Source organism: Hydrogenophaga sp. NFH-34 (assembly GCF_021401345.1).
Classification (GTDB): Bacteria; Pseudomonadota; Gammaproteobacteria; order Burkholderiales; family Burkholderiaceae_C; genus Hydrogenophaga; species Hydrogenophaga electricum.
In genome coordinates, this window is the sequence record NZ_JACBGE010000018.1 from 96,310 (window position 1) to 123,018 (window position 26,709).

Below are 26,709 nucleotides of genomic sequence, written 5' to 3' on the forward strand. Positions count from 1 at the left end.
CATGGGCACCGTCCGCACCTATTTCTACCGCGTGCTCCTGCCCCATGGCGAGGTGCGCAGCGGCTTCCTGCGCCTGCTGGTTGAACGCGACCACTCGGTGCGCGTGCGGCTGGAGCAGGAGACCGAAGGCACCGTGCTCTCGCTGATGCGGCTGCCGACCTGGCTCACCGCCATCAACGACTTCCGGCTGCGCACCTTCCGCAGCCAGGTGCGTTCGCAGGACCTGGCCGGCTTCCTGCGCGATCTGGGCATCATGCTCGACGCTGGCGTGCCCATGATGGACGCGCTCAAGACCCTGATCGAGGACGATACCGGCTACCGCGGCGTCGCGGGCATCGCCCGCAGGGTGCATGCGGACATCGGTTCCGGCATGCGCGTGCCGCAGTCGTTCTCCCGCCATCCCGACGTCTTTCCCGAGACCGTGCGCAACCTGGCCGAGATCGGCGACGAATCCGGCACGTTGCCCCGCATGCTGCTGGAGTCGGCCTCCCACGTCGAGCGGCTGATCGATATCCACCGCGACATCCGCACCGCGATGATTTACCCCACGCTGGTGTTCGCCTCCATCCTGGGCGTGGGCTTCTTCTGGCTGTACTACGTGGTGCCCAATCTGGCCCAGCTGTTCAAGCAGTTGCAGGCCAAGCTGCCGCCGCTCACGCAGTGGCTCATCAACGTGTCCGACGTGCTGGTGCACTACATGGTGCTGGTGGCGGTGGGCTTTGTGGTGCTGGTGGTGCTGCTGCTCTGGCTGTTCCGCTCCGTGCCGCGCTTCCGGCGCGCATGCTACGAACTCATGCACCGCCTGCCGGTGGTGCGCACGCTGCTGACCTCGTCGGGCATGGCTTTCATCAGCGAACACCTGTCGCTGCTCGTGCGCGCCGGGCTGGACTTCATGATGAGCCTGGACGTGCTGGCCCGCGCCACCTCCAACCAGTACTACCGCGATCGCCTCATGCGTGTGCGCGAAGGGGTCGCGCGCGGTGAAGGCATCGGGGCTTCGATGCGGCGCGTGGGCGGCTTTCCCGCCATGGCGGTGCGCATGATTTCGGTGGGCGAGGAGTCGGGGTCGCTGGACAAACAGCTCGACCGACTGGCCGCCGAATACCGCAAGCGCCTGGACGTCGTGGTCCAGTCCCTGAGCGAAATCATCAAGCCGGCGCTGATTCTGATCGCCGGTGGCCTGTTCATTTTTCTGATCGTGGCGCTGCTGCTGCCGATCTACGACCTGGTGCGTCAGTCGGTCGGTCAAACATTGGGAGTCGGGTGATGGTGCACCCCGGACAACACGCGAGAGTTCGCCGCCTGCAGCAGGGCCTGACCCTGCTCAAGGTGCTGCTGCTGGTGGCCGTGCTCGGCGGTCTGTCGCTGGTCGGCTACCTCGAATGGCGCGAACGCACGCTCGTCGAGACTTCGCGGCAGGAACACCGCGCGCTGTCGCAGGCGGACCAGGCCATCATCACGTTTGCCACCGTCATGCGCCGGCTGCCGTGTCCGGATGCAGACGGCGACGGGCTGGAAGACTGTGGCACCAGTGCCCAGAAAGGCTGGCTGCCTTCGCAGTCGCTGCGGCAGGCGGGTGCCGATCCGGGCGTCGACATCGGCCGGCTGCGTTACCTGGTGCAGCGCGGCGGTGGTGATCAGGATCTGACCGTGCTCAGCGACACCTGGCGCCCGCTGGAATACGACGACGGCGCGGCCACCTTCTTCAACATGCGGGACGCGAACCCGTACCCCGACGACATCCTGAACCTGGCCGACCTGTGCCAGCGTCTGGCCGTCGGTGTCGACACCGCCTACGCCAGCGGTCGAGCGGCCGTGCGTTCGTCGCCCATGCGCACCGTTGCCTATGCGCTGGTGCACCCGGGCATGCACGGCAACACGACCACCGGTTCGCTGTTCGACGGCGCCAACCAGACGGATGCCAACGAAGTGGAAGACCCGGCCAAGGCGCCGTTGCTCTCCACCTACGACGACGTGGTTTTCGAGCGCTCGTTTGCCAGCCTGCGATCGGCCTTCCAGTGCCAGCCGCTGATCGATTCGATCAACATGGTGGCGCTGGGCCTGGACGTGTCGGAGCAGGTGGCCGACATGCGCGATGACAACATCGAGGCGGCGCAACAGGCCATCATTTTTGCCTCCATCGGCGCCGGTGTGACGGCGGTGGAAACCGCCGCGCTGATCATTGAAGGCGCCTCGGAAGCCGGCAATGCGGCGGTGGCTTGGGCGCTGTGTGCGGCCACGCTCGGCCTGGCGGTGAATGCCTGTGCGGCGGCGCCCCAGCACACTGCGGCGATTGCGCTGACCGGCGGGGTGATGGCGGCCAACATCGCGTCCATCGCCTTGAACATCGTCGCCGCCGTCAAGGCGGGCGAAGCGCTGGCCCTGGCCGACAACGAGATCGACGTGAGCGACCTGAGCTGCGGCCCGACCCCGAATCCCGACGACATCATCGCGGCGGCGCAGCAGGAGGTGACCGACGCCACCAACGCGCTGGCCGAGCTTGATGCGGACATCCTGACCAAGCAGGGCCAATTGGGTGCCGCCAACACGGCACGAACCAATTCGATCAACAGCCTGTATGCCACCGTGCGCGCCAGCCAGGCGTCTTCATCCATCGATTACAAGGTCACCAACCTGATCAATGCGGGGGATGCCTGGTACACGGCGGACGCCAACTTCAATACCGCCGAATCGCAGCTCACCTTGCTCAATGACCAGTACAACAACTGGAACGCTTCGGTCACCAAATACAACAACATTCTCAACAACCTGACCGGACCGGCGAACACGGGGGCGCTGAACACGCAGATCAACAGCTTGCAGACGCAGATCAACAACCTGCAGACCCAGATCGATGCCGAAACCAACCCGGACACCAAGCAGGCCCTGCAGTTGCAGCAACTGTCCTTGATGGCCGACCGGGAGTTGCTCATCCGTTACCGCGACTCGGGCGACACCACCGAAATCGTGACCGAACGCGACCGCGCCGTGACCGAGCGCGACAACGTGGCCGGCCAGATCAGCGCCGCCCAGACCAACTACAACAACGCCAATACCGCCCTGGGCAACGCGAACTCCACCTACCAGTCGGCCTATTCGAGCCTGCTCAACCACGGCGTTTACTCCGTGACGACCGGGCTGACGACGACCTACCAGTGCACCAACTACGCGGGCACCTGTCCGGCCACGATCAACATCAGCGGCACGGACTACCCCGTCACCAACCGGACGAGCGTCGTGCGCAACGCGATCGCCGATCTGATGGGGGGCACAGGCAACACCTGGGGGGTATCGTGGCCGGCAGACGACAGCAAGCTGGTCATGCCCAGCGTCCGGCAGAAAGAACTCACGGCCTTGCAGGGGCGGCGCCCTGCGGCGGTGGACCGGGTGAATACGGCGAATGCCAACCTGGCGCAGGCCCAGGATGCTGCCCAGGACATGCCCGAGTGCACGATCACGGGCACCGGCGTGGGCCCCATGCCACCGGACATTCCCGAGGCATTGCTGATCAACGTTGACCGAAAGGGTGGCACGCGATGAGGCCGCGTTTCCTGCACAAACAGCGTGGCTTTTCCCTGGTGGAACTGGGGGTGGCGCTGGTCATCATCGGCCTGGTCGGCATCATGGTCTGGCGCTGGGTGGCGGCCATCACCGCTCCCATGACGCGCCCCGAGATCCAGCGCCAGCTCAACGAAGCGCAGGCCGCGATCGAAGGCTTCGTGCTGTCGCGCCACCGGCTGCCCTGCGCGGCACCCGATACCGGCGGCACTGAGGCTTGCGGCAGCGCCACAGCCGTGTTTCTGCCCTGGCGCACGCTGGGCCTGAGCAGCGACTTTGGCCGGCTGCACTACGGCGTGAACACCGGAGGTGGTGTCAATCTGGCCCAGGTGCCGAACCTCACGGCGACCCCCTGGGCGGCGGCATCGCCCGATCTCAATCGCACATTCTCGGGTGTACCCACATTGCCGCCCGACCTGTCGACCGTGCCGGCCGCCGTCACCAACGCACGCAACCAGTTGCAGACGGTGCTGACGCAGGCCACCGGGCGCCGCACCGTGGTCAACGGCCTGGACTGGTGCAACGTGCTGCGTCGCCACGCCAGCAATCCGGGCGTGGCCGGGGCGCTGACCGCCGGCAATGCGTCCACCGCCTTGCCCGTCGCCTTTGTGGTGGTGCACCCTGGGGAGAACAACCGCTTCGACGGCAACAACGCTGTCGGCGCCAACCCCAGCTTCCACTTCGACCTGCCTGGCCGTGCGCAGGACGTCAACTACGACGACATCAGCCTGGCCGTCGGTCCGGCCGACCTCTCCATGCGTCTGGGATGTGTGGCGCGCCTGGGCGAGATGCAGGCCGCGGCCCAGGGGGCTTTTGCGGCCTACGACAACACGCGGGTGATGCAGGAGTACTGGTCGCTGCGGGCCTACGACATCATCTCGGCCGAGTCGGCCTTGCAGGCGGCGGAAGCGGGCGTCGTGATGTCGGCCATGGGCCTGGCGCTGGCCACGGCCAGCACGGCGATCAGCATCGCTTCGGCGGCCAACACCGAAGGCCTGACCGCTTTCACCATTGCCATGGCGGCCGTCAACATGGCGCTGGCCATCACCGACGTGGCGATGTCGGCTCAGGAGCTGTCGGACGCCCAGGACGCACTGGCCGACGCCGAAGACAAGCTGGATGCCGCCAACGACTACGCCGTGCACATTTTCGACACACTGCGGCTCACGCTGGCACAGGCGATCACGCTGGATGAAAAGGGGCTGAACCCATGAAGCGACTCCAACGGGGTTTCTCCCTGGTCGAACTCTCCGTGGCGCTGCTGGCGCTGGGCATCGTGTTGCTGGGCGCGGTGGTGTTCTGGCAATTGTCCGAGCGGCAGCGCGTGTCCACCCGCCAGATGGACACCCAGGTCCAGGTGCGCGAAGCGGTGATCGGGTTCGTGCACGCCAATTTCCGCATGCCGTGTCCGGCGCTCGACACCCTGGGCACGGAAAACTGTGGCGCCGGGCAGGTGGGTTATGTGCCCTGGCGCACCCTGGGTTTGCCGCGCCCCGAGGCCGGGCAATTGCGCTACGGGGTGTACCGCCAGGCCTCCACCACCGCGCACGAGGACCGCGATCTCGCCGTGCTCAAGGACCGCATGAACCCGTTGCGGGTGGCCACGCCGTCCCCGCGGCCGCAGAACAACACCGCGCCCAATGGGCAACTGCCCCCCTTGCCGGTGGCCAGCGCGGCCAACCTGCTGGGCGCCACGCAGTCGGGGTCGTTCAGCGATCCGCTGTCCGGCTCTTGCGATGCCAGCAATGGGCCGCCTTGTCCGGCCACCCCGGTGGGGTCTGCGACCAACCTTATCGATGTCTGCCTGGCGCTGAACACGGCCAGCGACAACATCGTGGCACCGGCCGGCAACCTGGGCGTGAACGCACGGGGCAGCCGGCAGGCGGTGGCTTTTGTCATCGCGGCGCCCGGCATGCTCAACGCCAGCGGCACCGGCAACCGGTTCGACGGCGCCAACGGCACCGCAACCAACGCCAGCCCGACCTTCGAGTCGCCGAGCACGTTGATCACCAACAACTACGACGACCAGGTCATCTCGGTCAGCCATTCCGAGCTGTTCTCGCAGCTGCACTGTGGCGCGGCCCTGTCGGCGGCGATGCACGCGCACTTCAATGCGGCCACCAGCGCCTTCGTGCTCGAGCGTGCGCTCTACGACTACCGCGACCAGCTGTACGTCGCATGGAAGCTCGCCGATGCCGACGTGTTTGCCGCGGCGGCCGGGGTGGCGAGTGCCGCATCGGCCATTCTCGATGCGGCCAAGGAAATGGTGTCCGCCACCGCCGACACCACCATGTCGGCGGGTGCCCGTTCGTTCCAGATTGGTCTGGCGGCCGCCGGCATTGCCACCGCTGCCCTGGCGGCAGCTGCCGCCGGATATGCCCAGTACGACGCCATCGCCTCGCGTGACGAGGCCTGGGACGTCTGGGAAGACTTCGCCACGCGGACCACGGCTGCCACCGATCTGTCCATCTCCATCAATCGCAATGCCCTGATCGGCGATGCCATCGGCTACTGACACCTTTCGGCCTTGAGGTAACTACCATGACCCACCAGAACCTGACGAACCTCCGCGCCTTCGGCCTGCGTCGCCAGCAGGGCTTTTCGCTGCTTGAACTGACCATCGCCTTGCTGGCCATCGGTCTGCTGCTGGGCGCTGCTGCGGTGGGGCGCGACCTGCAGCGCACCGCGGCCAACCAGCGCCTGTCCACCGACTTCGTGCAAGGCTGGCAACTGGCCTATGAGGCCTACATCAACGGCGTGGGCTATCCGCCGGGCGACAACGCCATCACGCCCACGGGCCAGGTCAACGCCAACACCACCGAGCTGTGTGGCAATACGCTGATCAACGCCTTCCTGGCGGCCGGCATCCGCTTGCCCGAAGGCCGCGCCGAAGGCATGCAGGATCGCTACGCCTACCTCGACAGCAACGGCAACCCGCAGGAAGTGCAGGTGTGCTTCCAGAATGTGGCCTGGGCCGAACCCGGTGCCACCGTGGGTACCTATGTTTCGCGCCAGCGCAACGTGATGGTGCTCAAGAGCGTGACCTATTCGCTGGCCGGCATGCTCGACCAGCAGATCGATGGCCGCGGCGATGCCCGCTTCGGCCGTCTGCGCGATGTCAGCTACGCCAATTCGACCGCCGTGACCACGGGCCAGATCTGGCCCATCGATGACCGCATGGCCTACGGCACGACGACGCCGACCTCGCGCGACGAAGACCAGGTGGCCGTGACCACCGCGTGGTTCCAGATGATGCAGTGAGCCGGGGAGGCGGTCGGGCTCAGCCCGCCGCCAGCGCGCGGGCAATCCGGCCGCGCTTGACCGTGGGACGCGGCACCGGGCAGGGCAGGTGCTCGAACCAGCGGCGCACGTCGTCTTCCACGCACAGGCCGTGCATGTAGTTGTAGATCGCCTTGCGCAGGCCCTGGCCCAGCACGTCGTGGTCCACACCCGGCGGCATGGGCGTGGGGTCGACGAAACCGATGTCGTTCTTGGCGAAGGTGACTTCGGGCAGCGGAATCAGTTGAATGCCGTAGTCGGCCGGGTTCTGGCCGATGGGTGAATGCACGGTGCAGCTGAAGCGGTGGAAGAAGCCGCTCTGGATGCAGCCGTTCTCGAACAGCTGGCGCACGTATTCCAGCGCGTCCACCGTGTCCTGCAGCGTCTGGGTGGGAAAGCCGTACATCAGGTAGGCGTGCACCAGGATGCCGGCATCGGTGAAGCCCCGGGTGACGCGCGCCACCTGCTCGACGCTCACGCCTTTTTTCATCAGCTGGAGCAGGCGATCACTGGCCACTTCCAGCCCGCCGCTCATGGCGATGCAGCCGCTTTGCGCCAGCAGCTCCGCCAGCTCGGGGGTGAAGGTCTTTTCGAAGCGGATGTTGCCCCACCAGCTGATCTGCAGGTCGCGCCGGATCAGCTCTTCGGCCAGGGCTTTGAGGGCTTTGGGCGGCGCCGCCTCATCGACGAAATGGAAACCGGTCTGGCCGGTTTCCTCGATGATCTTCTGGATGCGGTCGGCCAGCGTGGCGGCGGTGGCGGTTTCGTAGCGGCCGATGTAGTCCAGGCCCACGTCGCAGAAGCTGCATTTTTTCCAGTAGCAGCCGTGGGCCACGGTCAGCTTGTTCCAGCGCCCGTCGCTCCAGAGCCGGTGCATGGGGTTGAGCATGTCCAGCAGGCTCAGGTAGCGGTCGATCGGCAGGCCGTCCCAGGTGGGCGTGCCGACGTCCTCGAACGGGATGTCGGGCTCGGCCAGGTTCACATACTTCACGGCGCCGTTCTCGCGCAGGAAGGTGCGCTGCAGGCGCTGGCGGCCGCGTTCGCCGCGCAGGTGCTCGATCAGCGACAGCACCGGGCGTTCGCCCGCGTCCAGCGTCACGTAGTCGACGAAGTCGAACACGCGCGGGTCTTTCAGCTCGCGCAGTTCGGTGTTCACGAAACCGCCACCCAGGCCGATGCGGATGTGCGGGTTCTGGGCCTTGATGCTCTGGGCGATGCGCAGCGCCGCGTACATGGCGCCGGGAAAGGGCACCGAGAGCAGTACCAGCGTGGGCTGGTGCCGATGGATCGCGGCCAGGGCCAAGCCCTGCAGCAACTGGTCGACCAGGGTGGGCGGCGCGGCCAGCGCGGCGGCCAGCGGGTCGAAGCTGGGCTGGCTGCTGGCCAGGGACTCGGCGTAACGCACGAACTCGAAGCGTTCGTCGGCCGCGTCGCGGATCACGTCGGCCAGGTCGTTCAGGTACAGAGTGCCCAGGTGGCGCGCCTTGTCCTGCACGCCCAGGGCGCCGAAGGCCCAGCCCAGCGGGTCGCCGCTGTCGTCGCCATCGTCCATGTTTTGGTAGTTCTCCAGCGCCGAAAAACGCGGGCCCTCAGGCAGCAGGCCGCGTGCGGCGATGCGGTAGGCCAGGGTCGAGTCCCGCCCCTGCAGGTAGGCGATGACCGGGCCGATGGTGGCACGGTAGGCGTCGAACTGGTCGAGGAAGCTGTGCACGCTGGCCGGGCGCTGCGCCTCGGGCAAGGCCAGTGCCCGGCCCCGCAGCGCTTCCAGCCCGGCGGGCGTGAACAGCTTGAGCACCAGCGCCAGCGCCAGGTCTTCCTGCACCGCGTCGATGCCGCGTGAGCGCAGGAAACCGGTGAGATAGGCGGTGGACGGGTAGGGCGTGTTGAGCTGCGTCATCGGCGGGATGAGGCTCAGCACGCGAAAGCGCGTGGTCATGGGGACAGCAAGGTGGGGCGGTCCCCGAGCTTAGCCCATGTGCCTGCCCCCCCGCAGCGGGGTCAGCGCCCGCCGGGTTGCAGCTCCAGGGTGTCGCGTTGCGATCCGAAACCGGCCCACAGGCGCCCGGGCGCGCCAGCCAGTGGGCGGTCGAGCTGGATCCAGTGGGGGTCCGACGCGTCGGCCGACAGCGGCAGGGCCATCACCAGCCGGGTTCCGATCACCAGGGCGGTCTGGCGCCCGCTCTGGCCGACCCATTCACAGGGGGCGGCCATGGGGTCTTCGCAGATGGCGCGGTCGGTGACCCAGTCGACTTCGGCGATGGCGCTGCCGGCGTCCTGGATGACCTGCATGCGCAGCACCAGGGCGCCGGCGCGGGTGCGGATGCGCGGGTCGTTGCGCACGATGCGCCAGTGGCCCTGCCACGGCCCCACGGGGCGCTCTTGGGCACGTTCCTGCGCCGACTGCATGGTCGACGCCGGCTCCGCGGTCGCGGGTGCGCCGCAGAGGGCGCTTCCGATCAGCCAGCCGGCCAGGGCGGATGCGGGGATGCGCACGGCTCAGGGCTGCAGGCCGGCCAGGCCCTGCTGGGCAAAGCCGGGTTGGCAACCCCGGGTCACGCACTGGGTCTTCGTGACCTGCAGGCGCACGCGTTCGCAGGCCGCGTGGGCCGTGCCCACGGGCTGCTCGGTGTTTCCACCTGGGGCGAGCCCACCGACCGTGGCCGAATTCAGGCCACCCGCGAGCGGTTTGCCGCTGGCGGCATCCAGTGCCTGGTATTCCACCACCAGCGCCAGGAGCTTGCGGTCCATCTTGTTCTGGGCTTTGACGCTCAGTTCGCAGGTGGCCATGGTGCCCGTGCCGGCTGTGCCGACGAAGGTGACGGGGACGTTGGCGGACTGGGCGGCTGCGCTCAGAGCGGCCAGTGCCGCGACCGTGCCGATGAGGGTTTGCAGGGATGTCATGTGTTCCTTGCTGGACAGCGGGGCATCTTCATGCGTTGTTGGATCGCGGCGGCGCGCTGGCAGGCCACTGACGATCCCGTGTCAGGACGGCCGCTTGAGGCGGGCGAGCTGGTCCAGCCCCAGGGTCGAAAGGGCTTCGTGCAGTTGCTGGACCGGCAGGCTGCCGTTGGCCTGCAGCATCACCCCGTTGGGCAGCAGCAGGGCCACATCGGAGGCGCTGCCGTCCTTCTGGTAGCGCTCCTTGATGGCGATGTCGCCGCGCCGGTAGACCCGTTCGACTTCCCCGTCGGTTTCGCTTTCCATGGTGGTGCGCGACCAGGCGGTCATGGCCATCGCGAGCGCGGGCACGGCCCCGACGTCCTGCACCTCGATTTCCAGTTCCTGGTTGTCGGCGGTGTATTGCGCGCTGACGCTGCTGATCTGGATGCCCATGGCGCTGTCCGAGCGCGCTTCGATGCGCGATCGCGTCATGCCGGCCAGCTTGTCGGGCACGAAGCCGCGCAGCGTTTCGGGCGGGAAGGGCGCACCACCCTGGCCACCGAGGGCCGCACCCATCATGTCACCCAGCGCCTTGCCGGCGGCCTGGCTGTCGCCGCTGGCCTGGGCTTTTTCCATCTCGCGGCTGGCGGCTTCGATGCGGCTGGTGTCGATCTTGATGTCGGTGCCTGGAACGGTGATGCTCACGCCTGGCGAGGCGCTGCCGATGACGGGACCGCGGGGGCCCGTCCCGCCAATGCCCCCCGGCGTGACCAGCGAAGTCAGCAGGCCGATCAGGATGCCGGCCACGATGCCGCAGACCACCAGTGCCACCGTGTAGCCGATGGCCTTGTCCTGCGGCGCCTGCATCAGCACCGGAATGCCGGTGTAGATCAGGTAGATGGAATACAGCGCGGCCAGCAGGCCGAGCATGGACAGCGACGGCACGGCCGAGAAGATGCCGCCCACCATGCCGGCCGTGGCGCCATAGGCGACCAGCTTGAAGGCCGACGGCAGGTTCTGCTGGCCCTGGAACTTCGGGGCCAGGGCGTTGGCGATGAGGGCCAGTACATAGACCATCGCCAGCGACAGCGCATAGCCCACCACCATGCTCACCAGACCCTGGACGATGGGAACGCGCACCGAGAAGCCGAACGCACCGATGCCGACCAGGCTCTGGCCGATGAAGCCCGCCACGGCGGGAATGGCGGCCAGGTAGATCAGGTAGCCCTTGTAGATGCGGGCGATGTCGCCGTCCTCGGCCGCGATGTCGGACCAGGTCTCGCGCGGACGCAGCAGGATGGCCTGCACCCGTTGGAGCAGCGAGGGGGCGAGAGCGGGGGATGATGCCGTGTTCATGATGCAACTCTGTGAAATGGGCCGGGCAGACTGCCGGCGCCAGGGGGCGGGGCAGGGTTCGCGAAGGCGGTTCGAGCGCCTTCGCCAGGGCCGCGCCAGTGTCGTCGCCGCTGACAGGGGCGTCCATAGGCCGAACGGCCCAAGGTGCGCGCACGCAAGGGTGCCCAGGGCAGGCGGGGGACCGATCGGCCTATCGCCTTCGGGAATGGGCTGCGCTATTCTTCGTCGCCATGGCTGAAAAGGACAGAGACGACGTGGACAGGCTCGACGATTTCGGCCTGCTGCTGGTGGACGACCACCCCCTGCTGCGCGATGGGCTGACCATGGCGCTGCGCACCAGCGCGCCCGGCCTGCGGGTGCAGGCCGTGGCCTCGGCCGAAGAGGCCGACGCCTTGCTGGTCCGCGAAGCCGAAGCCTTCGACCTGGTGCTGCTCGACTACCGCATGCCCGGCGAAGACGGGCTGAGCGCGGCCCAGGCCCTGCGGCGGCGCCACGCTCACATCGCGGTCGGCCTGATGTCGGGCGCCGAAGACAACAGCCTGCCGGTGCGCGCCCGCGAGGCGGGGCTGGTGGCCTACCTGCCCAAATCGCTCGAAATCGACGCCCTGATCACCGCGCTGGAGCGCCTGGCCCGGGGGGAAACCGTTTTCGACCTGGCCGAAGCGGTGCACCACAACGGCCTGGGCGCCTGCGGTCCCTTCGGCCTCACGGCCCGCCAGATGGCCGTGTTGCGGTTGCTGGCCACCGGGGCCAGCAACAAGGTGATTGCCCAGCAGATGGGCATCTCGCCGGCCACGGTGAAGAACCATCTTGACGCCATCTTCGCCAAGATGGGGGCCGCCAACCGCCTGCAGGCGGTGATGATGGTCCGCTCGGCCGCCGACGATGCCTTCTGAAAACCCCGCAGACCAGCGGCTGGTCTTCGAGGACAGCATCCGCAGCCTGTCGCGCGCGCTGCGTGGCTCCATCGTCACCAACCTCGTGGCCGCCACCCTGCTGGTGGTGGTGATGGCCCAGCACCGGCCCTGGCCGGGGCTGCTCGCCTGGCTGGCCGGGCTGCTGCTGGTGCACACCTGGCGCCTGATCGCGGGCAGTGTGAGGCGCTGGCGACACGGCGCTGTCGCCGCGCCGATGGATGCCCAGCGCAAGGCCTTTCGCACCCTGGTCGACGCGACGCTGCTGGCTGTGTACTGGGGCGCATCGTCGGTGCTGTTTTTCGACCCGTCGCACGTGTCCGTGCTGTTTGCCTGGGCGCTTGTGCTCGGGGGCACCGCTGCCGGCAGCATCGGCGCGCACGCCCACCACCCGCGGGTGTCCTGGCTCTTTCTGCCGCTGCTGATCGGCCCGTTCGCGCTGCGGGCGCTCTGGGAGCCGGTGACCGACGTGCGCTTTCTGGGCCTGGGCATGCTGTTGCTGCTGGCCTACCTGCTCTATTACGGCCGCCAGCACGCGCGCACCCTGCGCCACCTGATCGAACTGCGGCACGAGAACAGCGCCCTGGTGCAGGAGTTGCGCGAGCAGGCGGCCGCCTTGCACGAGGCCAACGCGGCCAAGACCCGGTTCTTTGCCGCGGCCAGCCACGACCTGCGCCAGCCCCTGCAGGCCATCGGCCTGTACCTGTCGGTCATTGCGTCCGGCAAACCCCACCCTCAGGCCGTGGCCAGCATGGGCCAGTGCCTGGAAGCCCTGGACCGCTTGCTGGAAAGCGTGATGGACATCTCGCGCCTGGACGCCGGCAAGATCACGCCGGTGCCGGAGCCCGTGAACCTGGCCGGGCTGCTCGAACGCATGGTGCGGATGTACGAGGAGGCGGCCCGCCGCAAGGGCCTGCGTCTGCGCCTGCACACGACGCCCGCCTGGGGTCTGGGGGACCCGGTGCTGCTGGAGCGCATGATTTCCAACCTGCTGAGCAACGCCATTCGCTACACCGAACGCGGTGGGGTGTTGCTGGTCCTGCGGCCCCGGGGCAATGCCTGGCAGATCGCCGTGATCGACACCGGCGTGGGGATTCCCGCCGAGTCGTGGGAGATCATCTTTGAAGAGTTCGTGCAGTTGCACAACCCCGAGCGCGACCCCACGCTCGGCAACGGTCTGGGCCTGCCCACCGTGCGCCGCATCGCGGCGCTGCTGGGCACGCCGGTGACGCTGCGCTCCCGCCCCGGTCACGGGTCGGTTTTTGCCCTGCAGGTGCCGCGCAGCGAACCGCCGGCGGCACCCATGGTCTCGCCGGCGCCGCTCACGGGCACCGAGTTGCGCGGGCGGGTGCTGGTGGTGGAAGACAACGCGGCTGTGCGCGATGCGCTGGTCCAACTGCTGGGCAACTGGGGGCTGTCGGTGCAGGCGACCACCTCGGCGGCGCCGGCGCTGGAATGGCTGCGGCGCGATCCTTTTGACGCGGTGCTGTGCGACTGGCGGCTCCCGGGCGAGCCGGATGGCGTCGAGGTGCTGCGCCAGGCCCGGGCTCTGCAACCAGCGCTGAAGCTGGCGGTGCTGATCACGGGGGAGGACGAGCAGCGTGTCCAGATGGCCCGCGAGGAATTCCTCGTGATGCGCAAGCCGGTGCGCCCGCTGCGGCTGCGGGCGCTGCTGTCGGCCCACCTGGTGGGGGCATCCGGCCTGGCGCCAGGTACCGGGTCCTGAGTCAGGCCAGTTCGGCGATGGGCACGCAGCTGCAGAACAGGTTGCGGTCGCCGTAGACGTTGTCGACGCGCCCCACCGAGGGCCAGTATTTGGTGTTGACTGCGCGGCCCTGGGCCGCCGCCAGCTCGCGCGGGTAGGGGTGGGCCCATCCGCTCGCGAGCACGCTGGCTGCCGTGTGCGGTGCGTTTTTCAGCGGGTTGTCGTCCTGCGGCCATTCGCCCTTTTCGATGCGGCGGATCTCGTCGCGGATGGCGATCATGGCGTCGATGAAGCGGTCCAGCTCTTCCAGCGTCTCGCTCTCGGTCGGCTCGACCATCAGCGTGTTGGCCACCGGGAAGCTCAGCGTGGGCGCGTGGAAGCCGTAGTCCATCAGGCGTTTGGCCACGTCTTCGGCCATCACGCCGCTGGTTTCCTTCAGTTGCCTCAGGTCCAGGATGCATTCGTGTGCCACGTGCCCATTGGCACTGGCGTAGAGCGTGGGGTAGTGGTCCTTGAGGCGTTTGCTGATGTAGTTGGCGCTCAGGATGGCCGCTTCGGTGGCGTGTTGCAGGCCGTTGGCCCCCATCATGCGGATGTACATCCAGCTGATCGGCAGTACCGCCGCGTTGCCAAGGGGCGCCGCGCTGACAGCCCCGACGCCGCTCTGCACGCCGCCGGTGGCGTGACCGGGCAGGAAGGGCACCAGGTCTTTCACCACGCAGACCGGGCCGACGCCCGGGCCGCCACCGCCGTGGGGGATGCAGAAGGTCTTGTGCAGGTTCAGGTGGCTGACGTCCCCGCCGAATTCGCCCGGCGCGGCCACGCCGACCAAGGCGTTCATGTTGGCGCCGTCCACATAGACGCGGCCACCGTGCTGGTGCACCAGGGCGCAGAGTTCCTTGACCGTGGTCTCGAACACGCCGTGCGTCGAGGGGTAGGTGATCATCACCGCCGCCAGGTTCGCGCTGTGCTGTTCGCACTTGGCCTTCAGGTCGGCCATGTCGACGTTGCCGTTCTCGTCGCACTTGGTCACCACCACCTGCAGGCCCGCCATCTGGGCCGACGCGGGGTTGGTGCCGTGGGCCGACGAGGGGATCAGGCAGATGGTGCGGTGGCTTTCGCCGCGCGAGGCGTGGAAGGCCTGGATCGCCAGCAGGCCGGCGTATTCGCCCTGCGAGCCGGCGTTGGGCTGCAGGCTGATGCCGGCATAGCCCGTGGCCTGACACAGCCAGGCACGCAGCTGTTCGTCCAGTTCTTTGTAGCCCTGCAGCTGGTCGGCCGGGGCGAAGGGGTGCACGCCCGCAAACTCTGGCCAGGTGATGGGGATCATCTCGCTGGTGGCGTTGAGCTTCATGGTGCAGGAGCCCAGCGGGATCATGCTGCGGTCCAGCGCCAGGTCCTTGTCGGACAGCGCGCGGATGTAGCGCAGCATGCCGGTCTCGCTGTGGTGGCTGTTGAACACCGGGTGCGTGAGGAACGCGCTGGTGCGGCGCAGGTCGCCCGGGATCAGCGGCTCCACGCCTTTCTCGAACGCGTCGAAGGTCGGCAAGGCCTGGCCTTCGGCGGCGAACACCGACCACAGCAGGGCGATGTCCTCGCGCGTGGTGGTTTCGTCGAGCGACATGCTCACGTACTGTGTCCACGAGAGCTTGAGGTTCGCGCCCTGTGCCAGCGCCCTGGCCACGAAGTCTTGGGCTTGCGCGGCGTCGGTGGCCTTGACGGTGAGGGTGTCGAAGGCCGTGTCGCTGGTCAGTGCGTGACCCAGCTTTTGTAGTCCGGCGGCCAGCACCGCGGTGTAGGCGGCCACGCGCTGGGCGATGCGCTTGAGGCCCTGCGGGCCGTGGTACACGGCGTACATGCTGGCCACGACGGCCGGCAGCACCTGCGCCGTGCAGATGTTGGAGGTGGCCTTTTCGCGGCGGATGTGCTGTTCGCGCGTCTGCAGTGCCAGGCGGTAGGCCGGGTTGCCGTGGGTGTCCACGCTCACGCCCACCAGGCGGCCGGGCATGGAACGCTTGTATTCGTCGCGGCAGGCCATGTAGGCGGCGTGCGGACCGCCCGCGCCCATGGGCATGCCGAAGCGCTGCGTGGTGCCGACCACGATGTCGGCGTCGAACTCGCCCGGGGGCACCAGCAGGGTCAGGGCCAGCAGGTCGGCGGCGACGATGAAGGCGGCCTGCTTGGCGTGCACGGTCTGCACCTCGGCGCGCAGGTCGTCGATGCGGCCGCTGGTGGACGGGTACTGCGCCAGCACGGCGAAGTAGTCGTCGCCCTTCAGGGCTTCAGCCCACTCGGGCGCCGAGTTCGCCAGCTTCACGGTCAGGCCCAGCGGCTTGGCGCGGGTCTGGATCACCTCGATGGTCTGCGGGTGCGCGTCGCCGGCCACCACGATCACGTTGCCCTTGGCCTTCACCGAGCGCTTGGCCAGGGTCATGGCCTCGGCGGCGGCGGTGGCCTCGTCGAGCATGGACGCATTGGCGATCGCCATGCCGGTGAGGTCGGTCACCATGGTCTGGAAGTTGACCAGCGCCTCCATGCGGCCCTGCGAAATCTCGGCCTGGTAGGGCGTGTAGGCGGTGTACCAGGCGGGGTTTTCGAGGATGTTGCGCAGGATGACGCCCGGCGTGTGCGTGCCGTAATAGCCCTGGCCAATGAAGCTTTTGAAGACCTTGTTCTTGGCCGCGATGGCCTTGAGCTCGGCCAGCGCCGCGGCTTCGGTGGTCGCGGGTGGCAGGTCCATGCCGGCGCTGCGCGCGATGCTGCGTGGCACGATGGAGTCGATCAGGGCGCGGCGCGAGGCCTCGCCGATGACCGACAGCATGTGGGCTTCATCGGCTTCGCTGATGCCGATGTGGCGGGCGATGAACTCGCTGGCGTTTTCGAGTTCACCCAGGGGTTTGACGGACGGCATCAGCATGGAGGCACCTGGCAGACGGAATCGGTGGCGGGGCGGGCGCAACGCGCCGGAAAATCAGCCTTGTTGCGCGAAGGCGTCGTAGGCGGTGGCGTCCAGCAGCGCGTCGACCTGGGCCGCATCGCTGAGCTTGACCTTGAAGAACCAGCCGGCGCCCAGCGGGTCGCTGTTGGCCAGCGACGGATCGTCGCGCAGGGCCTCGTTCACCTCGGTGATCTCGCCGCTGACGGGCATGTACACATCGGCTGCGGCCTTGACGGACTCGACCACGCCCGCCACGTCCTTCTGGGCAAAGGTCTTGCCCACTTCGGGCAGGTCGACGAACACCACGTCGCCCAGCGCGTCTTGCGCATGGGGGGTGATGCCGACGGTGGCGATGCCCCCCTCAACGGTGATCCATTCGTGGTCTTCGGTGTACTTGGTGGTCATGGAAAAGGCTCCGGTGAAAAAGGTTGAGGTGGACAGCAGCTTATCGGGTTGGCGGGAAGCCGTTCAGCCGCGGTGATAGCGGTTGGCCACAAACGGCATGGGGGCGACTTCCATCGGCACGGCCTTGCCGCGCACGATGGCATGCAGACGCGTGCCTATCTCGGCGTGTTCGGGGGAAACGTAGCCCATGGCGACCGGCTTGTCGGCACTGGGGCCGAGCAGGCCGCTGGTGACTTCGCCGATCCTGGTGCCGTCCAGGCTTTGCAGCTCCACATGCTCGCGCACCGGTACGCGCTCCAGCGCAATCAGGCCGACGCGCTTGCGGGTCAAGGCGCGGCTGCCATCCAACTGGGCGAGCACGACGTCGGCGCCCGGGAAGCCGCCGGCGCGCTCGCCGCCGGTGCGGCGGATCTTCTGCATCGCCCAGTTCAGCGCCGCTTCCACGGGGGTGGTGGTGGTGTCGATGTCGTTGCCATACAGGCAGAGGCCGGCTTCCAGGCGCAGCGAATTGCGGGCCCCCAGTCCGACCGGCTTGACCTCCGGCTGCGCCAGCAGGGCGCGGGCAAAAGCGTCGGCGCTGGCGGCGGGCAGCGAGATCTCGAACCCGTCTTCGCCGGTGTAACCGCTGCGGGTGACGTACAGGTCGGCGCCGTTCCAGGTGGCGGCCATGCCGGTCATGAACACCAGCTTCTCCACGCCGGGCAGCAGGCGCTGCAGGGCCGTCACCGCTGCCGGCCCCTGCAGGGCGAGCAGGGCGCGGTCGAACTGGGCGTCGATGTGGCACAGGCTGCCGATGCAGGCCCGGATGTGCGCCAGATCGCCGTGTTTGCAGGCGCCGTTGACGATCACGAAAAGGTCCGTCCCGCGGTTGACGAACATGAGGTCGTCGATGATGCCGCCCGCGTCGTTGAGCAGCAGGCCGTAGCGCTGTTTGTTCACCCCCAGGCCGATCACGTCCACCGGCATCAGGCTCTCGAAGGCGGCCGCTGCATCGGGACCGGACAGCAGCAACTGGCCCATGTGCGAGACGTCGAACAGGCCCGCCGCGCGGCGCGTGTGGTGGTGCTCGGCCATCAGGCCTTCGGGGTATTGCACCGGCATGGCGTAGCCGGCGAAGGGCACCATGCGCGCACCGAGTTCGAGGTGCAGGGCGTGCAGCGGGGTCTGGAGCAGGGTCGGGTCGGTCACGGCAGGTCTCGCAAAGGGCAGGGCAGGCCGCCAGCCCCTTGGGGGTGACGGAATGGCACGGTTCATCCGTGCGCTGCCCCACTGTCCGCTTTACCTGAGAGATTCGCCCGGGCGATGCCGCGCTTGCTCCTTCGGTGGGCGCCGCAGGGCGCCTCTCTCCAGTGAGGGACATCGCCGCCAGGGCGATGGTCATCAGTCCTTTTGCCTGAGCGTTCAGAACCGGTTTGCCGGTCGCCTGCGCCTTCGGCGGCTCCCGAAAAGGGAGCGCTCTCCTGATGGGGCCGCAGTGTAACGGAATCGCACCGCCTTCAGGCCGGGATGTCGGTGATCTCCGGCGGCAACAGGCGCTCCAGCCGTTCGCGGATGCCGGCGGCGCGCTGGGCGCCGGCCAGCGTCTCCACGTCGGCGATCAGCTCCCGGCCCACCGCCAGCATGGTGTGGGCGTCCCGCGCTTCGCGCAGCGCCGCGCGGTAGCGGTCGGCGAGGTTGCGGTCGCGCGGGGCGAACAGCCGGTCGCTGAGGTCGAAGAGATACATGCGCGCGGTGGCCAGCGAGCGGGTGCCTGCGAACGACTCCCCGTGCTGCGCCGTGGGGCGCGCAGCAGCCGGGGGCGGTGGCGCTGGCTGGGTGCGGCTCAGGTAGCCCTGGGTGACCAGGCGGTCGACCAGTTCGCGGCCCTCGCCCTCGAACAGCGCGGCCAGGCGCGATTCGCTCACGCGCCCGTCGGCGAGCAGCAGCACAGCGCGCTCGCGTTGCCCCAGGCTGCGGTGGCCCGGGCGCAGTTCGGCGCGTCCTTGGTCGGTTTTGGTCAGCATGGCGGTTCCCAACGAACCCGCCGCACTGTGCCGGGGCTTCGTGACCACGGTGTGAAAAAGACGGAGCCGGCGACAATGGAACCTTGCCCGGCCTGGCGGGTCGCATCCCCATTCCCTGATATTCCCGTCCCCATGAACGTCCGTCGCCGCCAGCTCCTGCAAGCCTTTTCCAGCATCGCCGCCGTGACCGCGCCGCTGCGCGATACCGCCGCCGCTCCCGCCGCCACCCGCATGCCCGTGATCTTCATCGGTCACGGCAGCCCCATGAATGCGGTGGCCGACAACGCCTTCACGCGCAGCCTCACCGCCTGGGGGCGGCGTCTGCCCCGGCCGACGGCCATCCTGTCGGTTTCCGCGCACTGGCTGACGCCGGGACAGAGCCTGGTGGACGTGCAGGCCCGGCCGCGCACCATCCACGATTTCGGCGGGTTTCCGAAGGCGCTGTACGAGATCCAGTACCCGGCGGCCGGTGCGCCCGGCATGGCGCGCGAACTGCAGGCCATCGTCAAGGCGCGCAAGGTCCAGGGCAGCGACGACTGGGGGCTGGACCACGGCACCTGGACCGTGCTGCGCCACCTGTATCCGCAGGCCGACATCCCCACGTTTCAGCTGTCGATCGATTACGCCGCGGCCGGCGGCTTCCACCACGGGATCGGGCGCGAACTGGCAGCGCTGCGCGACCAGGGCGTGCTCATCGTGGGCAGCGGCAACATCGTCCACAACCTGCGCGCGACCGTGCGCGGGGCCGAGCCCAGTGCGCGCGGCCTGACCGACTGGGCCCAGGGCTTCGATGAGGCGGTGAAGGCGGCGCTGAACGAGCGCAGCTTCCGCACCGAACAGCGCCTGCTGAATCCCGCGGCCATGGGCGCGTCGGCCGCGATGGCGGTGCCCACACCCGATCACTACTGGCCGTTCCTGTATGCGCTGGGCGCTTCCGATCCGCGCGAGCCGCTGCAGCACGTCTACGAAGGTTTCCACTCGGGCACGCTGAGCATGCGCTGCCTGCAGTGGGGCTGAGCCGGCCGCACGCTGGCGGTCCGGCCGGTCCGGTTCTCAGGCGGGCAGGGCGCGCTGGAGCAGGGCGTCGACGTCCAGCCTGGACGGATCGACCAGGCCGGTGACGGCGCCCCAGTGCGTGCCCAGGCGGGTGGCGATGAAGGCGTCGGCCACTGCCGTGGGAGCGCTCTCGTGCAGCAGGCAGGCCTGGGCCAGCACGCACAGGCGGGCGGTGAACTGGCGGCCGATGCCCTCGAATTCGCCCGGTGGCCGCTCCAGCAGGCGGCTGAGGTCGAGCGCTTCGCTGGTCAGCGCCCGGTGTTCGCCGGCCCGGCGCATGAGGTCGGCGAGCAGCACCTGCGCGTGTTCGGGCTGGCGTGCGATGCCGCGCATCACGTCCAGGCACATCACGTTGCCCGATCCCTCCCAGATCGAGTTGACCGGCGCTTCGCGGAACAGCCGGCCCATGATGCCGTCCTCCACGTAGCCGTTGCCACCGAAGACTTCCATGGCTTCGCCGGTGAGTTCGACGGCGCGCTTGCAGACCCAGAATTTCGCGGCCGGCGTCATCAGGCGGTGCCACGCGCGGGCCTCGGGCGTGTCGTGTTCGTAGGCTTCGGCCAGGTGCATGGCCAGTGCCAGCGCGCCTTCGCTCTCCAGCGCCATGTCGGCCAGCACGGCGCGCATCAGCGGCTGGTTGGCCAGGGTGTTGCCGAAGGCCCGGCGCTGGCGCGTGTAGGCGATGCCCTGGGCCAGCGCCTGGCGGATCATGGCCGCGCTGCCCAGTACACAGGTCAGCCGCGTGTAGGTGGCCATTTCGATGATGGTGGGGATGCCGCGTCCGGCCTCGCCCATCAGCACCCCCCAGGCATCGTGGAACTCCACTTCGCTGCTGGAATTGCTCTTGTTGCCGACCTTGTTCTTCAGGCGCTGGATGTGGATGGCGTTCTTGCTGCCATCGGGCCGCCAGCGTGGCACGAAGAAGCAGGCCAGGCCGTCCTCGGGGGTGCGCGCCACCACCAGATGGGCGTCGCACATGGGGGCCGAGAAGAACCACTTGTGACCGCGCAGCAGGTACTCGCCGCCACGCCCGCCCGCGCCGATGGGGGTGGCGGTGGTCTGGTTGGCCCGCACGTCCGAGCCGCCCTGTTTTTCGGTCATGCCCATGCCCAGATAAATCGCGCTTTTCTGGGCGATGGGCAGATCGCGCGGATCGTAGCGGTCGCTGAAGAGGCGGCTGCCGGTCTGTTCCCAGAGCGCGGGTTCGCGCTGCAGCAGGGGAATGGCGCCCAGCGTCATCGTCGAGGGGCACAACGTGCCGGCCTCGATCTGGGCGTGCAGGTAGAAGCCGGCGGCCCAGGCCGCCCAGCGGCCCGTGTGGGTCTCGCGGAAGGGGCTGGAGATCAGGCCCGCACCCCGGTAACGGCTCAGCAGTTCGTGCCATGCGGGGTGGAAGTCCACCTGGTCGATGCGGCGCCCGCGGGCGTCGAAGGTCCGCAACTCTGGGGTGTGGCGGTTGGCAAGGTCGGCCAGGTCGTAGCTCTCGGCCGTGCCCATCAGCTCGCCATAGGCAGCCAGGCGGTCGTGGGCGTCGGCCCCGCCGTGGCGCGAAACGGCGGCCTGCAAGGCACTGTCGGTGGTGTAGAGGTTGTAGCCGCGCAGTTCGTCGAACTGGTTGCTGACCTCGTGGGTGGTCCAGCCCATGCTAATGTCTCCTTCGTTGGTGTGTGTCCAGGGCAAGACAGAGTGTAGGAACGATGGCGGCAACACGTGTTCGGATTTCCCGTGCGCCGGTGACGGCCCCCGCGGCAGGCGAGTCTGCCTTGCGGCGGCGCCCCCGGCAGTCGCGTGCGCAGGCCAGTTCGCAGGCTTTGCAGGAGGCCTTTGTTCGGGTTTTGCTGGACCAGGGCTATGCGGCCATGACGGTGCGCGAACTCGCGGGGGTGGCGGGGGTGGGCATCGGCACCTTCTACGACTATGTGAGCGACAAGCAGGCGCTGGCCGCGCTCACCATCCACCGCAAGGTGCAGGCGCTGGCGCGGGATCTGGTGACCCAGGCGGAGGTTTTGCAGGGGCTGCCGCTGGGGCAACTGGTGCCAGCACTGGTGGCGCGGCAGATCGCGGCGATCCGGTCCGATGCCCGGGCCTGGGCCGCGCTGTACCAGTTGGAGCGCCAGATATCGCCGCCCGAGGCCTACCGCAAGAACTACCGCCGCTACGTCGAGGCCTGGGTTGCGGCGGTGGGACACGCGCGTGATGCGCCCGATCCGGCCGGCTGCCTGCGCCTGGGGCGGGCGGTGCACGTGCTGACCTACGGTGCGGTGGTGCAGGCCCTGCTCACGCAAGGTGCCCGTGTGGACTGGGCCGCGTTGCAGACCGATCTGGGGCGGTCGCTGCAGGGGCATCTGGCGGGCGGCTGACGCGCCCATGAAAAACGGGCGGCCAGGCCGCCCGTCTGCCGAGAAAGGGGGCGGCCGGTGTTTACCCCGGCCACCGCTATCACATGCCGGCGTAGTTGGGCCCGCCGCCACCCTCGGGGGTGACCCAGACGATGTTCTGCGTGGGATCCTTGATGTCGCAGGTCTTGCAGTGCACACAGTTCTGCGCGTTGATCACCAGCTGGTCGGCCCCGTCCTTGTTGACGAACTCGTACACCCCGGCCGGGCAGTAGCGGCTCTCGGGACCGCCGAACTTCGCCAGATTGACCTTGACCGGCACGCTGGCGTCCTTGAGCGTCAGGTGTGCCGGCTGGTTCTCCTCGTGGTTGGTGTTGGAGACGAATACGCTGGAGAGCCGGTCGAAGGTGAGCTGCCCATCGGGCTTGGGGTACTCGATCTTCGGGCACTCGGCCGCCGGCTTCAGGTACAGGTGATCGGCCTGCGTGCGGTGGATCGTCCAGGGCGGCGTGCTCACACCGATCTTGGGCAGGAACCATTGCTCGATCCCGGTCATCAGGGCGCCAACCGTGCTGCCCTTCTTGAACCACTGCTTGAAGTTGCGCGACTGGTGCAGCTCGGTGTGCAGCCAGCTTTGCTCGAAGGCGTTGGGGTAGGCCGCCAGCTCGTCGCTGGTGCGACCCGCCGTCACCGCCTCGAAAGCCGCCTCGGCGCACAGCATGCCGCTCTTGATCGCTGCGTGGCTGCCCTTGATGCGCGCGGCGTTCAAAAAGCCCGCATCGCAGCCGACCAGCGCGCCGCCCGGGAACACCGTCTTGGGCAGACTCAGCAGACCGCCGGCGGTGATGGCGCGGGCGCCATAGCCCAGGCGCTTGCCGCCTTCGATGTGTGCCTTGATGGCCGGGTGGGTCTTCCAGCGCTGCATCTCCTCGAACGGGGAGAGCCAGGGGTTTTGGTAATCCAGCCCGGTCACGAAGCCCAGCGTGACCTTGTTGCCTTCGAGGTGGTACAGGAAGCCGCCACCGTAGGTCTCGCTGTCCATCGGCCAGCCCGCGGTGTGCACGACCAGGCCCGGCTTGGCCTTCTCGGCCGGGATCTCCCACAGCTCCTTGATGCCGATGGCGTAGCTTTGCGGGTCCTTGCCCTCGTCGAGCTTGAATTTGGCGATGAGCTGTTTGCCCAGGTGGCCACGCGCGCCCTCGGCGAACACCGTGTACTTGGCGTGCAGCTCCATGCCGATCTGGAAGTTCTCGGTCGGCTCGCTATCCTTGCCCACGCCCAGGTTGCCGGTGGCCACGCCCTTGACCGAGCCGTCATCGTGGTAGAGCACCTCGGCAGCGGCAAAGCCGGGAAAGATCTCCACGCCCAGGGCCTCGGCCTGCTGGCCCAGCCATTGGGTGACCGCGCCCAGGCTGATGACGTAGTTGCCTTCGTTGTGGAAGTTGCGCGGCACCAGCGCGTCGGGCGTGCGCTTGTGGCCCGTCTCGGAAAGAAACAGGACATCGTCGCCCGTCACGGGCTGGTTCAGTGGCGCGCCCAGTTCCTTCCAGTTGGGGAGCAGCTCGGTGAGCGCCTTGGGGTCCATCACCGCGCCCGAGAGGATGTGCGCGCCCGGCTCGGAGCCTTTTTCCAGCACGCAGACGTTGATCTCGCTGCCCTTGTCGGTGGCCAGCTGCTTCAGGCGGATCGCGGTGGACAGCCCCGCCGGGCCGCCACCGATCACCACCACGTCGTATTCCATCGCTTCTCGCGGGCCGTATTGCGCGAGGATCTCGTCTGGGCTCATCGGGGGTCTCACAGATAATGGTTTTCGGATCGCCGCCACGGCTGTGGCGGGTGTCTTCGGGCGGACCGCATTTTATGCCCTTGTGCCCGAAAATCGAACGATCGTGCTAATTTGAATCGTCTGGAGATTATCCCGTGTCTTACCAGCTTGACCTGTCGGGCCGTGTCGCCCTCATCACGGGCGCTTCCAGTGGTCTGGGGGCGCAGTTCGCCAAAACCCTGAGCCGCGCGGGCGCTGCCGTGGTGCTCGCCAGCCGCCGCACCGACCGCCTGATGGCCTTGCGTGCCCACATCGAGGCCGAGGGCGGCGACGCCCATGTGGTGGCGCTGGACGTGACCGACACTGCGTCGATCAAGTCTGCGGTCGCGCATGCCGAGACCGAGGTGGGGCCGATCGACATCCTGATCAACAACTCGGGCGTGAGCACCACGCAGCGCCTGCAGGACGTGACCGAGGACGACTACGACTTCGTCTTCGGCACCAACACCCGGGGCGCCTTCTTCGTGGCGCAGGAAGTGGCCAAGCGCATGCTCGCGCGCGCCCAGGGTGCGGCTCCGGGCACTTTCGTGGGCGGGCGCATCATCAACATCGCGTCCATGGCCGGCCTGAAGGTGCTGCCGCAGATCGGTGTGTACTGCATGAGCAAGGCCGCTGTCGTGCACATGACCAAGGCCATGGCGGTGGAGTGGGGCAAGTTCGGCATCAACGTCAACGCCATCTGTCCTGGCTACATCGACACCGAGATCAACCACCAGCACTGGCAGACTGAGCAGGGGCAGAAGCTGATCGGCATGCTGCCGCGCAAACGCGTCGGCTCGCCGGCCGATCTGGACGCGGTGTTGGTCATGCTGGCGAGCAACGAAAGCCATTTCATCAACGGTGCCGTGATCGCGGCAGACGACGGGTTCGCGGTGTGACGCCAGCGCAAGGCGTTTCCGCGGGCAGCCTGGGGCAGCCGGGGGCGCTGCCGCCAGGGATGGCCACGGGCATTCTGGCCGGTCTGGCGGCCGGGGCGTTCTGGGGCACGACCTTCGTGGCGCCGCTGGCGGCCCCCGGATTTTCGTCGGTGGACTACACCGCAGGCCGTTTCGTGGCCTGCGGCCTGTTTTCTGCGCTGCTGATGCTGTGGCAGTGGGGGCGCAGTCAGCGCGGCGGGGCCGCTCTGCGACGGCCGACGGGGCGCCAGGCGCTGGCGGCCGCAGGCCTGAGCGTGCTCGGCTACACCGGGTATTACCTGTTGCTGGTGCTGGCCATTGCGGATGCCGGGGCGGCGTTGCCGGTGCTGATCATCGGCACCATTCCGCTGTGGGTGATGATGCTGGGCAAGCCGGTCGGTCTGCGCTGGTCATCCCTGGTGCCGGGCCTGCTGCTGACCGCAGCCGGCATGGCCCTGATGATGCGGGCCACGGCAGCCGACGTGGATGTGGAAGGCGCCCGTCACCTGGTCCGGGGCGTGTTGTTCGGGGTCGGGGCCATGGCCAGTTGGACCGTGTTCGGCCTGTTCAACGCGCGCTGGCTGCGGCGCAATGAGGCGGTGAATTCCACCGAGTGGGCCAACTGGTTGGGGCTCGCTGCCGGGGTGGGCGGGTGGCTGCTCTGGCTGGGGGCTGGTACGCCCTGGGCCGAACTGGCAGAGCGCCCAGGACTGGGGCGTTTCGTGTTTGTCTGCACGTCCACCGGCATTGGCTCGGCCTGGGTGGCTTCGGTGCTGTGGAACGTCGCCTGCCGCCGGCTGAGTTCCAGCCTGGCTGGGCAACTGATTGTCAGCGAGACCGTGTTCGGTCTCTGTTATGCGTTCATCTGGTCGGGGCAGTGGCCCCAGCCCGTGCAATGGGGGGCGAGCGGCCTGTTCGTGCTGGGCATCCTGGCCTCCATCCGCGCCCACCGCTGAGGGCTTTCGAGCCCGGTCACTCCTAGGAATCTGTGATGAAACTGGAACTGCCTGACGACAAACGCCTGGTGCATGAAATCGTGGTGCCCATCCGTTGGGGCGACATGGATGCCATGGGGCATGTGAACAACACGATCTATTTCCGCTACATGGAGATCGCCCGGCTCGACTGGTTTTTCGGCATGGGCCTGCCGGCCGATCCGCAGGGTGAAGGGCCGGTGATCGTCAATGCCTTCTGCAACTTCATCCGCCAGTTCGAATTTCCGGGTGAAGTGCTGGTGCGAACCTACGTAGGGGCCATGGGGCGCACTTCCTTCGACACCTACCACGAGATGTTGCGCACCGACGACCCGGCCACGGTGTATGCGAACGGGGGTGCCACCGTGGTCTGGGTAGACTTCCCGCGCCAGAAATCGGTGCCGATGTCGGACAGCGCCCGGGCGCTGATCGAGTCGGCAGGCGGACCTCCCCGGCTGGCGCGCGACTGAGTAACCGTCTTGGAAGTCAAGCGCTGTGAAGCGATTTGTCCCAAGGTTTGCCAGTTCGGACCATGGCATTGAGCGTGGTCAGCAGCTTGCGCATGCAAGCGACCAAGGCGACCT

22 protein-coding genes and 2 riboswitches are annotated in these 26,709 nt (G+C 68.0%); of the genes, 12 read left to right on the forward strand and 10 right to left on the reverse strand.

Translation table 11 applies throughout. The features are described from left to right. Position 1 precedes the first annotated feature (1 nt). The 5 genes from L0977_RS17360 to L0977_RS17380 are packed head-to-tail and all read left to right on the forward strand — an operon-like array spanning position 2 to position 6,819. Positions 2 to 1,267: a type II secretion system F family protein gene (locus tag L0977_RS17360; RefSeq protein WP_234266118.1), complete on the forward strand. Its 1,266-nt coding sequence runs from the start codon at positions 2 to 4 to the stop codon at positions 1,265 to 1,267. Beyond that, on the forward strand, positions 1,267 to 3,540 hold the full coding sequence (locus L0977_RS17365; protein ID WP_234266119.1) for a hypothetical protein: 2,274 nt from the start codon (positions 1,267 to 1,269) through the stop codon (positions 3,538 to 3,540). Before L0977_RS17360 ends, L0977_RS17365 begins: the two co-directional genes overlap by 1 nt. Beyond that, positions 3,537 to 4,772: a type II secretion system protein gene (locus L0977_RS17370; protein ID WP_234266120.1), complete on the forward strand. Its 1,236-nt coding sequence runs from the start codon at positions 3,537 to 3,539 to the stop codon at positions 4,770 to 4,772. The genes L0977_RS17365 and L0977_RS17370 overlap by 4 nt, the downstream gene beginning before the upstream one ends. After that, a complete protein-coding gene (locus L0977_RS17375; RefSeq protein ID WP_234266121.1) occupies positions 4,769 to 6,073 on the forward strand; it encodes a type II secretion system protein in 1,305 nt (434 codons plus the stop codon). Before L0977_RS17370 ends, L0977_RS17375 begins: the two co-directional genes overlap by 4 nt. Positions 6,074 to 6,099: 26 nt before the next feature. Continuing rightward, a complete protein-coding gene (locus tag L0977_RS17380) occupies positions 6,100 to 6,819 on the forward strand; it encodes a prepilin-type N-terminal cleavage/methylation domain-containing protein (protein ID WP_234266122.1) in 720 nt (239 codons plus the stop codon). A gap of 19 nt (positions 6,820 to 6,838) precedes the next feature. On the opposite strand, the gene L0977_RS17385 is transcribed toward L0977_RS17380, so the two are convergent. The 4 genes from L0977_RS17385 to L0977_RS17400 all read right to left on the reverse strand — a co-directional run bounded on the left by L0977_RS17385 (position 6,839) and on the right by L0977_RS17400 (position 11,073). Next, positions 6,839 to 8,773 (reverse strand): B12-binding domain-containing radical SAM protein, encoded by a 1,935-nt coding sequence (locus L0977_RS17385; RefSeq protein ID WP_234266123.1) that lies wholly within the window; start codon positions 8,771 to 8,773, stop codon positions 6,839 to 6,841. Positions 8,774 to 8,835: 62 nt separating this feature from the next. Further along, positions 8,836 to 9,330, reverse strand: coding sequence for a hypothetical protein (locus tag L0977_RS17390; RefSeq protein WP_234266124.1), 495 nt, complete (start codon positions 9,328 to 9,330; stop codon positions 8,836 to 8,838). Positions 9,331 to 9,333: 3 nt separating this feature from the next. Beyond that, positions 9,334 to 9,738, reverse strand: coding sequence for a hypothetical protein (locus tag L0977_RS17395; protein ID WP_234266125.1), 405 nt, complete (start codon positions 9,736 to 9,738; stop codon positions 9,334 to 9,336). Between the two features lie 81 nt (positions 9,739 to 9,819). Next, positions 9,820 to 11,073: a Yip1 family protein gene (locus tag L0977_RS17400; RefSeq protein ID WP_234266126.1), complete on the reverse strand. Its 1,254-nt coding sequence runs from the start codon at positions 11,071 to 11,073 to the stop codon at positions 9,820 to 9,822. 254 nt (positions 11,074 to 11,327) lie between these two features. On the opposite strand from L0977_RS17400, the gene L0977_RS17405 reads away from it, so the two are divergent. Beyond that, entirely contained in the window at positions 11,328 to 11,969 is a 642-nt protein-coding gene (locus L0977_RS17405; protein WP_234266127.1) for a response regulator transcription factor, read from the forward strand. Further along, positions 11,959 to 13,713, forward strand: coding sequence for an ATP-binding response regulator (locus L0977_RS17410; protein WP_234266128.1), 1,755 nt, complete (start codon positions 11,959 to 11,961; stop codon positions 13,711 to 13,713). Before L0977_RS17405 ends, L0977_RS17410 begins: the two co-directional genes overlap by 11 nt. A gap of 1 nt (position 13,714) precedes the next feature. Here the strand turns inward: L0977_RS17410 and gcvP are convergent, their stop codons facing one another. The 4 genes from gcvP to L0977_RS17430 form a co-directional block, all read right to left on the reverse strand. Next, positions 13,715 to 16,609, reverse strand: a complete 2,895-nt coding sequence (gene gcvP / locus L0977_RS17415; protein WP_234266129.1) for an aminomethyl-transferring glycine dehydrogenase — start codon at positions 16,607 to 16,609, stop codon at positions 13,715 to 13,717. A 54-nt stretch (positions 16,610 to 16,663) separates the two neighbouring features. Continuing rightward, on the reverse strand, positions 16,664 to 17,035 hold the full coding sequence (gene gcvH / locus L0977_RS17420) for a glycine cleavage system protein GcvH (protein ID WP_234266130.1): 372 nt from the start codon (positions 17,033 to 17,035) through the stop codon (positions 16,664 to 16,666). Positions 17,036 to 17,098: 63 nt separating this feature from the next. After that, entirely contained in the window at positions 17,099 to 18,223 is a 1,125-nt protein-coding gene (gene gcvT / locus L0977_RS17425) for a glycine cleavage system aminomethyltransferase GcvT (RefSeq protein ID WP_234266131.1), read from the reverse strand. Positions 18,224 to 18,294: 71 nt separating this feature from the next. Further along, positions 18,295 to 18,395: riboswitch (glycine riboswitch) on the reverse strand. An 11-nt stretch (positions 18,396 to 18,406) separates the two neighbouring features. Next, a riboswitch (glycine riboswitch) is annotated at positions 18,407 to 18,508 on the reverse strand. 23 nt (positions 18,509 to 18,531) lie between these two features. Beyond that, positions 18,532 to 19,038: a hypothetical protein gene (locus L0977_RS17430; protein WP_234266132.1), complete on the reverse strand. Its 507-nt coding sequence runs from the start codon at positions 19,036 to 19,038 to the stop codon at positions 18,532 to 18,534. A gap of 132 nt (positions 19,039 to 19,170) precedes the next feature. Between L0977_RS17430 and ygiD the strand changes: the two genes are divergently transcribed. Further along, the gene (gene ygiD / locus L0977_RS17435; protein ID WP_234266133.1) at positions 19,171 to 20,055 is read left to right on the forward strand and encodes a 4,5-DOPA dioxygenase extradiol; all 885 of its coding nucleotides are present in this window, start codon (positions 19,171 to 19,173) and stop codon (positions 20,053 to 20,055) included. A gap of 36 nt (positions 20,056 to 20,091) precedes the next feature. On the opposite strand, the gene L0977_RS17440 is transcribed toward ygiD, so the two are convergent. Beyond that, entirely contained in the window at positions 20,092 to 21,738 is a 1,647-nt protein-coding gene (locus tag L0977_RS17440) for an isovaleryl-CoA dehydrogenase (protein ID WP_234266134.1), read from the reverse strand. A 119-nt stretch (positions 21,739 to 21,857) separates the two neighbouring features. On the opposite strand from L0977_RS17440, the gene L0977_RS17445 reads away from it, so the two are divergent. Then, on the forward strand, positions 21,858 to 22,454 hold the full coding sequence (locus L0977_RS17445; protein WP_234266135.1) for a TetR/AcrR family transcriptional regulator: 597 nt from the start codon (positions 21,858 to 21,860) through the stop codon (positions 22,452 to 22,454). A gap of 79 nt (positions 22,455 to 22,533) precedes the next feature. Here L0977_RS17445 and L0977_RS17450 read toward each other — a convergent pair whose 3' ends face one another. Continuing rightward, positions 22,534 to 24,216 (reverse strand): electron transfer flavoprotein-ubiquinone oxidoreductase, encoded by a 1,683-nt coding sequence (locus L0977_RS17450; protein WP_234266136.1) that lies wholly within the window; start codon positions 24,214 to 24,216, stop codon positions 22,534 to 22,536. A gap of 134 nt (positions 24,217 to 24,350) precedes the next feature. Between L0977_RS17450 and L0977_RS17455 the strand changes: the two genes are divergently transcribed. Genes L0977_RS17455 through L0977_RS17465 form a run of 3 tightly spaced genes read left to right on the forward strand, consistent with a single transcriptional unit; the run spans position 24,351 to position 26,595 of the window. Beyond that, positions 24,351 to 25,133 carry an SDR family oxidoreductase gene (locus tag L0977_RS17455; RefSeq protein WP_234266137.1) on the forward strand — a complete coding sequence of 261 codons (783 nt, stop codon included), beginning with the start codon at positions 24,351 to 24,353 and terminating at the stop codon, positions 25,131 to 25,133. 59 nt (positions 25,134 to 25,192) lie between these two features. After that, the gene (locus L0977_RS17460) at positions 25,193 to 26,107 is read left to right on the forward strand and encodes a DMT family transporter (RefSeq protein ID WP_234266138.1); all 915 of its coding nucleotides are present in this window, start codon (positions 25,193 to 25,195) and stop codon (positions 26,105 to 26,107) included. 35 nt (positions 26,108 to 26,142) lie between these two features. After that, positions 26,143 to 26,595 (forward strand): acyl-CoA thioesterase, encoded by a 453-nt coding sequence (locus L0977_RS17465; protein WP_234266139.1) that lies wholly within the window; start codon positions 26,143 to 26,145, stop codon positions 26,593 to 26,595. Positions 26,596 to 26,709 lie beyond the last annotated feature (114 nt).

What these genes read in the sequence shown, in the direction of transcription:
- L0977_RS17360 (WP_234266118.1), top strand. Translation starts at nt 2, where the DNA reads ATGGGCACCGTCCGCACCTATTTCTACCGCGTGCTCCTGCCCCATGGC.
- L0977_RS17365 (WP_234266119.1), top strand. Translation starts at nt 1,267, where the DNA reads ATGGTGCACCCCGGACAACACGCGAGAGTTCGCCGCCTGCAGCAGGGC.
- L0977_RS17370 (WP_234266120.1), top strand. Translation starts at nt 3,537, where the DNA reads ATGAGGCCGCGTTTCCTGCACAAACAGCGTGGCTTTTCCCTGGTGGAA.
- L0977_RS17375 (WP_234266121.1), top strand. Translation starts at nt 4,769, where the DNA reads ATGAAGCGACTCCAACGGGGTTTCTCCCTGGTCGAACTCTCCGTGGCG.
- L0977_RS17380 (WP_234266122.1), top strand. Translation starts at nt 6,100, where the DNA reads ATGACCCACCAGAACCTGACGAACCTCCGCGCCTTCGGCCTGCGTCGC.
- L0977_RS17385 (WP_234266123.1), bottom strand. Translation starts at nt 8,773, where the DNA reads ATGACCACGCGCTTTCGCGTGCTGAGCCTCATCCCGCCGATGACGCAG.
- L0977_RS17395 (WP_234266125.1), bottom strand. Translation starts at nt 9,738, where the DNA reads ATGACATCCCTGCAAACCCTCATCGGCACGGTCGCGGCACTGGCCGCT.
- L0977_RS17400 (WP_234266126.1), bottom strand. Translation starts at nt 11,073, where the DNA reads ATGAACACGGCATCATCCCCCGCTCTCGCCCCCTCGCTGCTCCAACGG.
- L0977_RS17410 (WP_234266128.1), top strand. Translation starts at nt 11,959, where the DNA reads ATGCCTTCTGAAAACCCCGCAGACCAGCGGCTGGTCTTCGAGGACAGC.
- gcvP (WP_234266129.1), bottom strand. Translation starts at nt 16,609, where the DNA reads ATGCTGATGCCGTCCGTCAAACCCCTGGGTGAACTCGAAAACGCCAGC.
- gcvH (WP_234266130.1), bottom strand. Translation starts at nt 17,035, where the DNA reads ATGACCACCAAGTACACCGAAGACCACGAATGGATCACCGTTGAGGGG.
- L0977_RS17430 (WP_234266132.1), bottom strand. Translation starts at nt 19,038, where the DNA reads ATGCTGACCAAAACCGACCAAGGACGCGCCGAACTGCGCCCGGGCCAC.
- ygiD (WP_234266133.1), top strand. Translation starts at nt 19,171, where the DNA reads ATGAACGTCCGTCGCCGCCAGCTCCTGCAAGCCTTTTCCAGCATCGCC.
- L0977_RS17440 (WP_234266134.1), bottom strand. Translation starts at nt 21,738, where the DNA reads ATGGGCTGGACCACCCACGAGGTCAGCAACCAGTTCGACGAACTGCGC.
- L0977_RS17450 (WP_234266136.1), bottom strand. Translation starts at nt 24,216, where the DNA reads ATGAGCCCAGACGAGATCCTCGCGCAATACGGCCCGCGAGAAGCGATG.
- L0977_RS17460 (WP_234266138.1), top strand. Translation starts at nt 25,193, where the DNA reads ATGGCCACGGGCATTCTGGCCGGTCTGGCGGCCGGGGCGTTCTGGGGC.
- L0977_RS17465 (WP_234266139.1), top strand. Translation starts at nt 26,143, where the DNA reads ATGAAACTGGAACTGCCTGACGACAAACGCCTGGTGCATGAAATCGTG.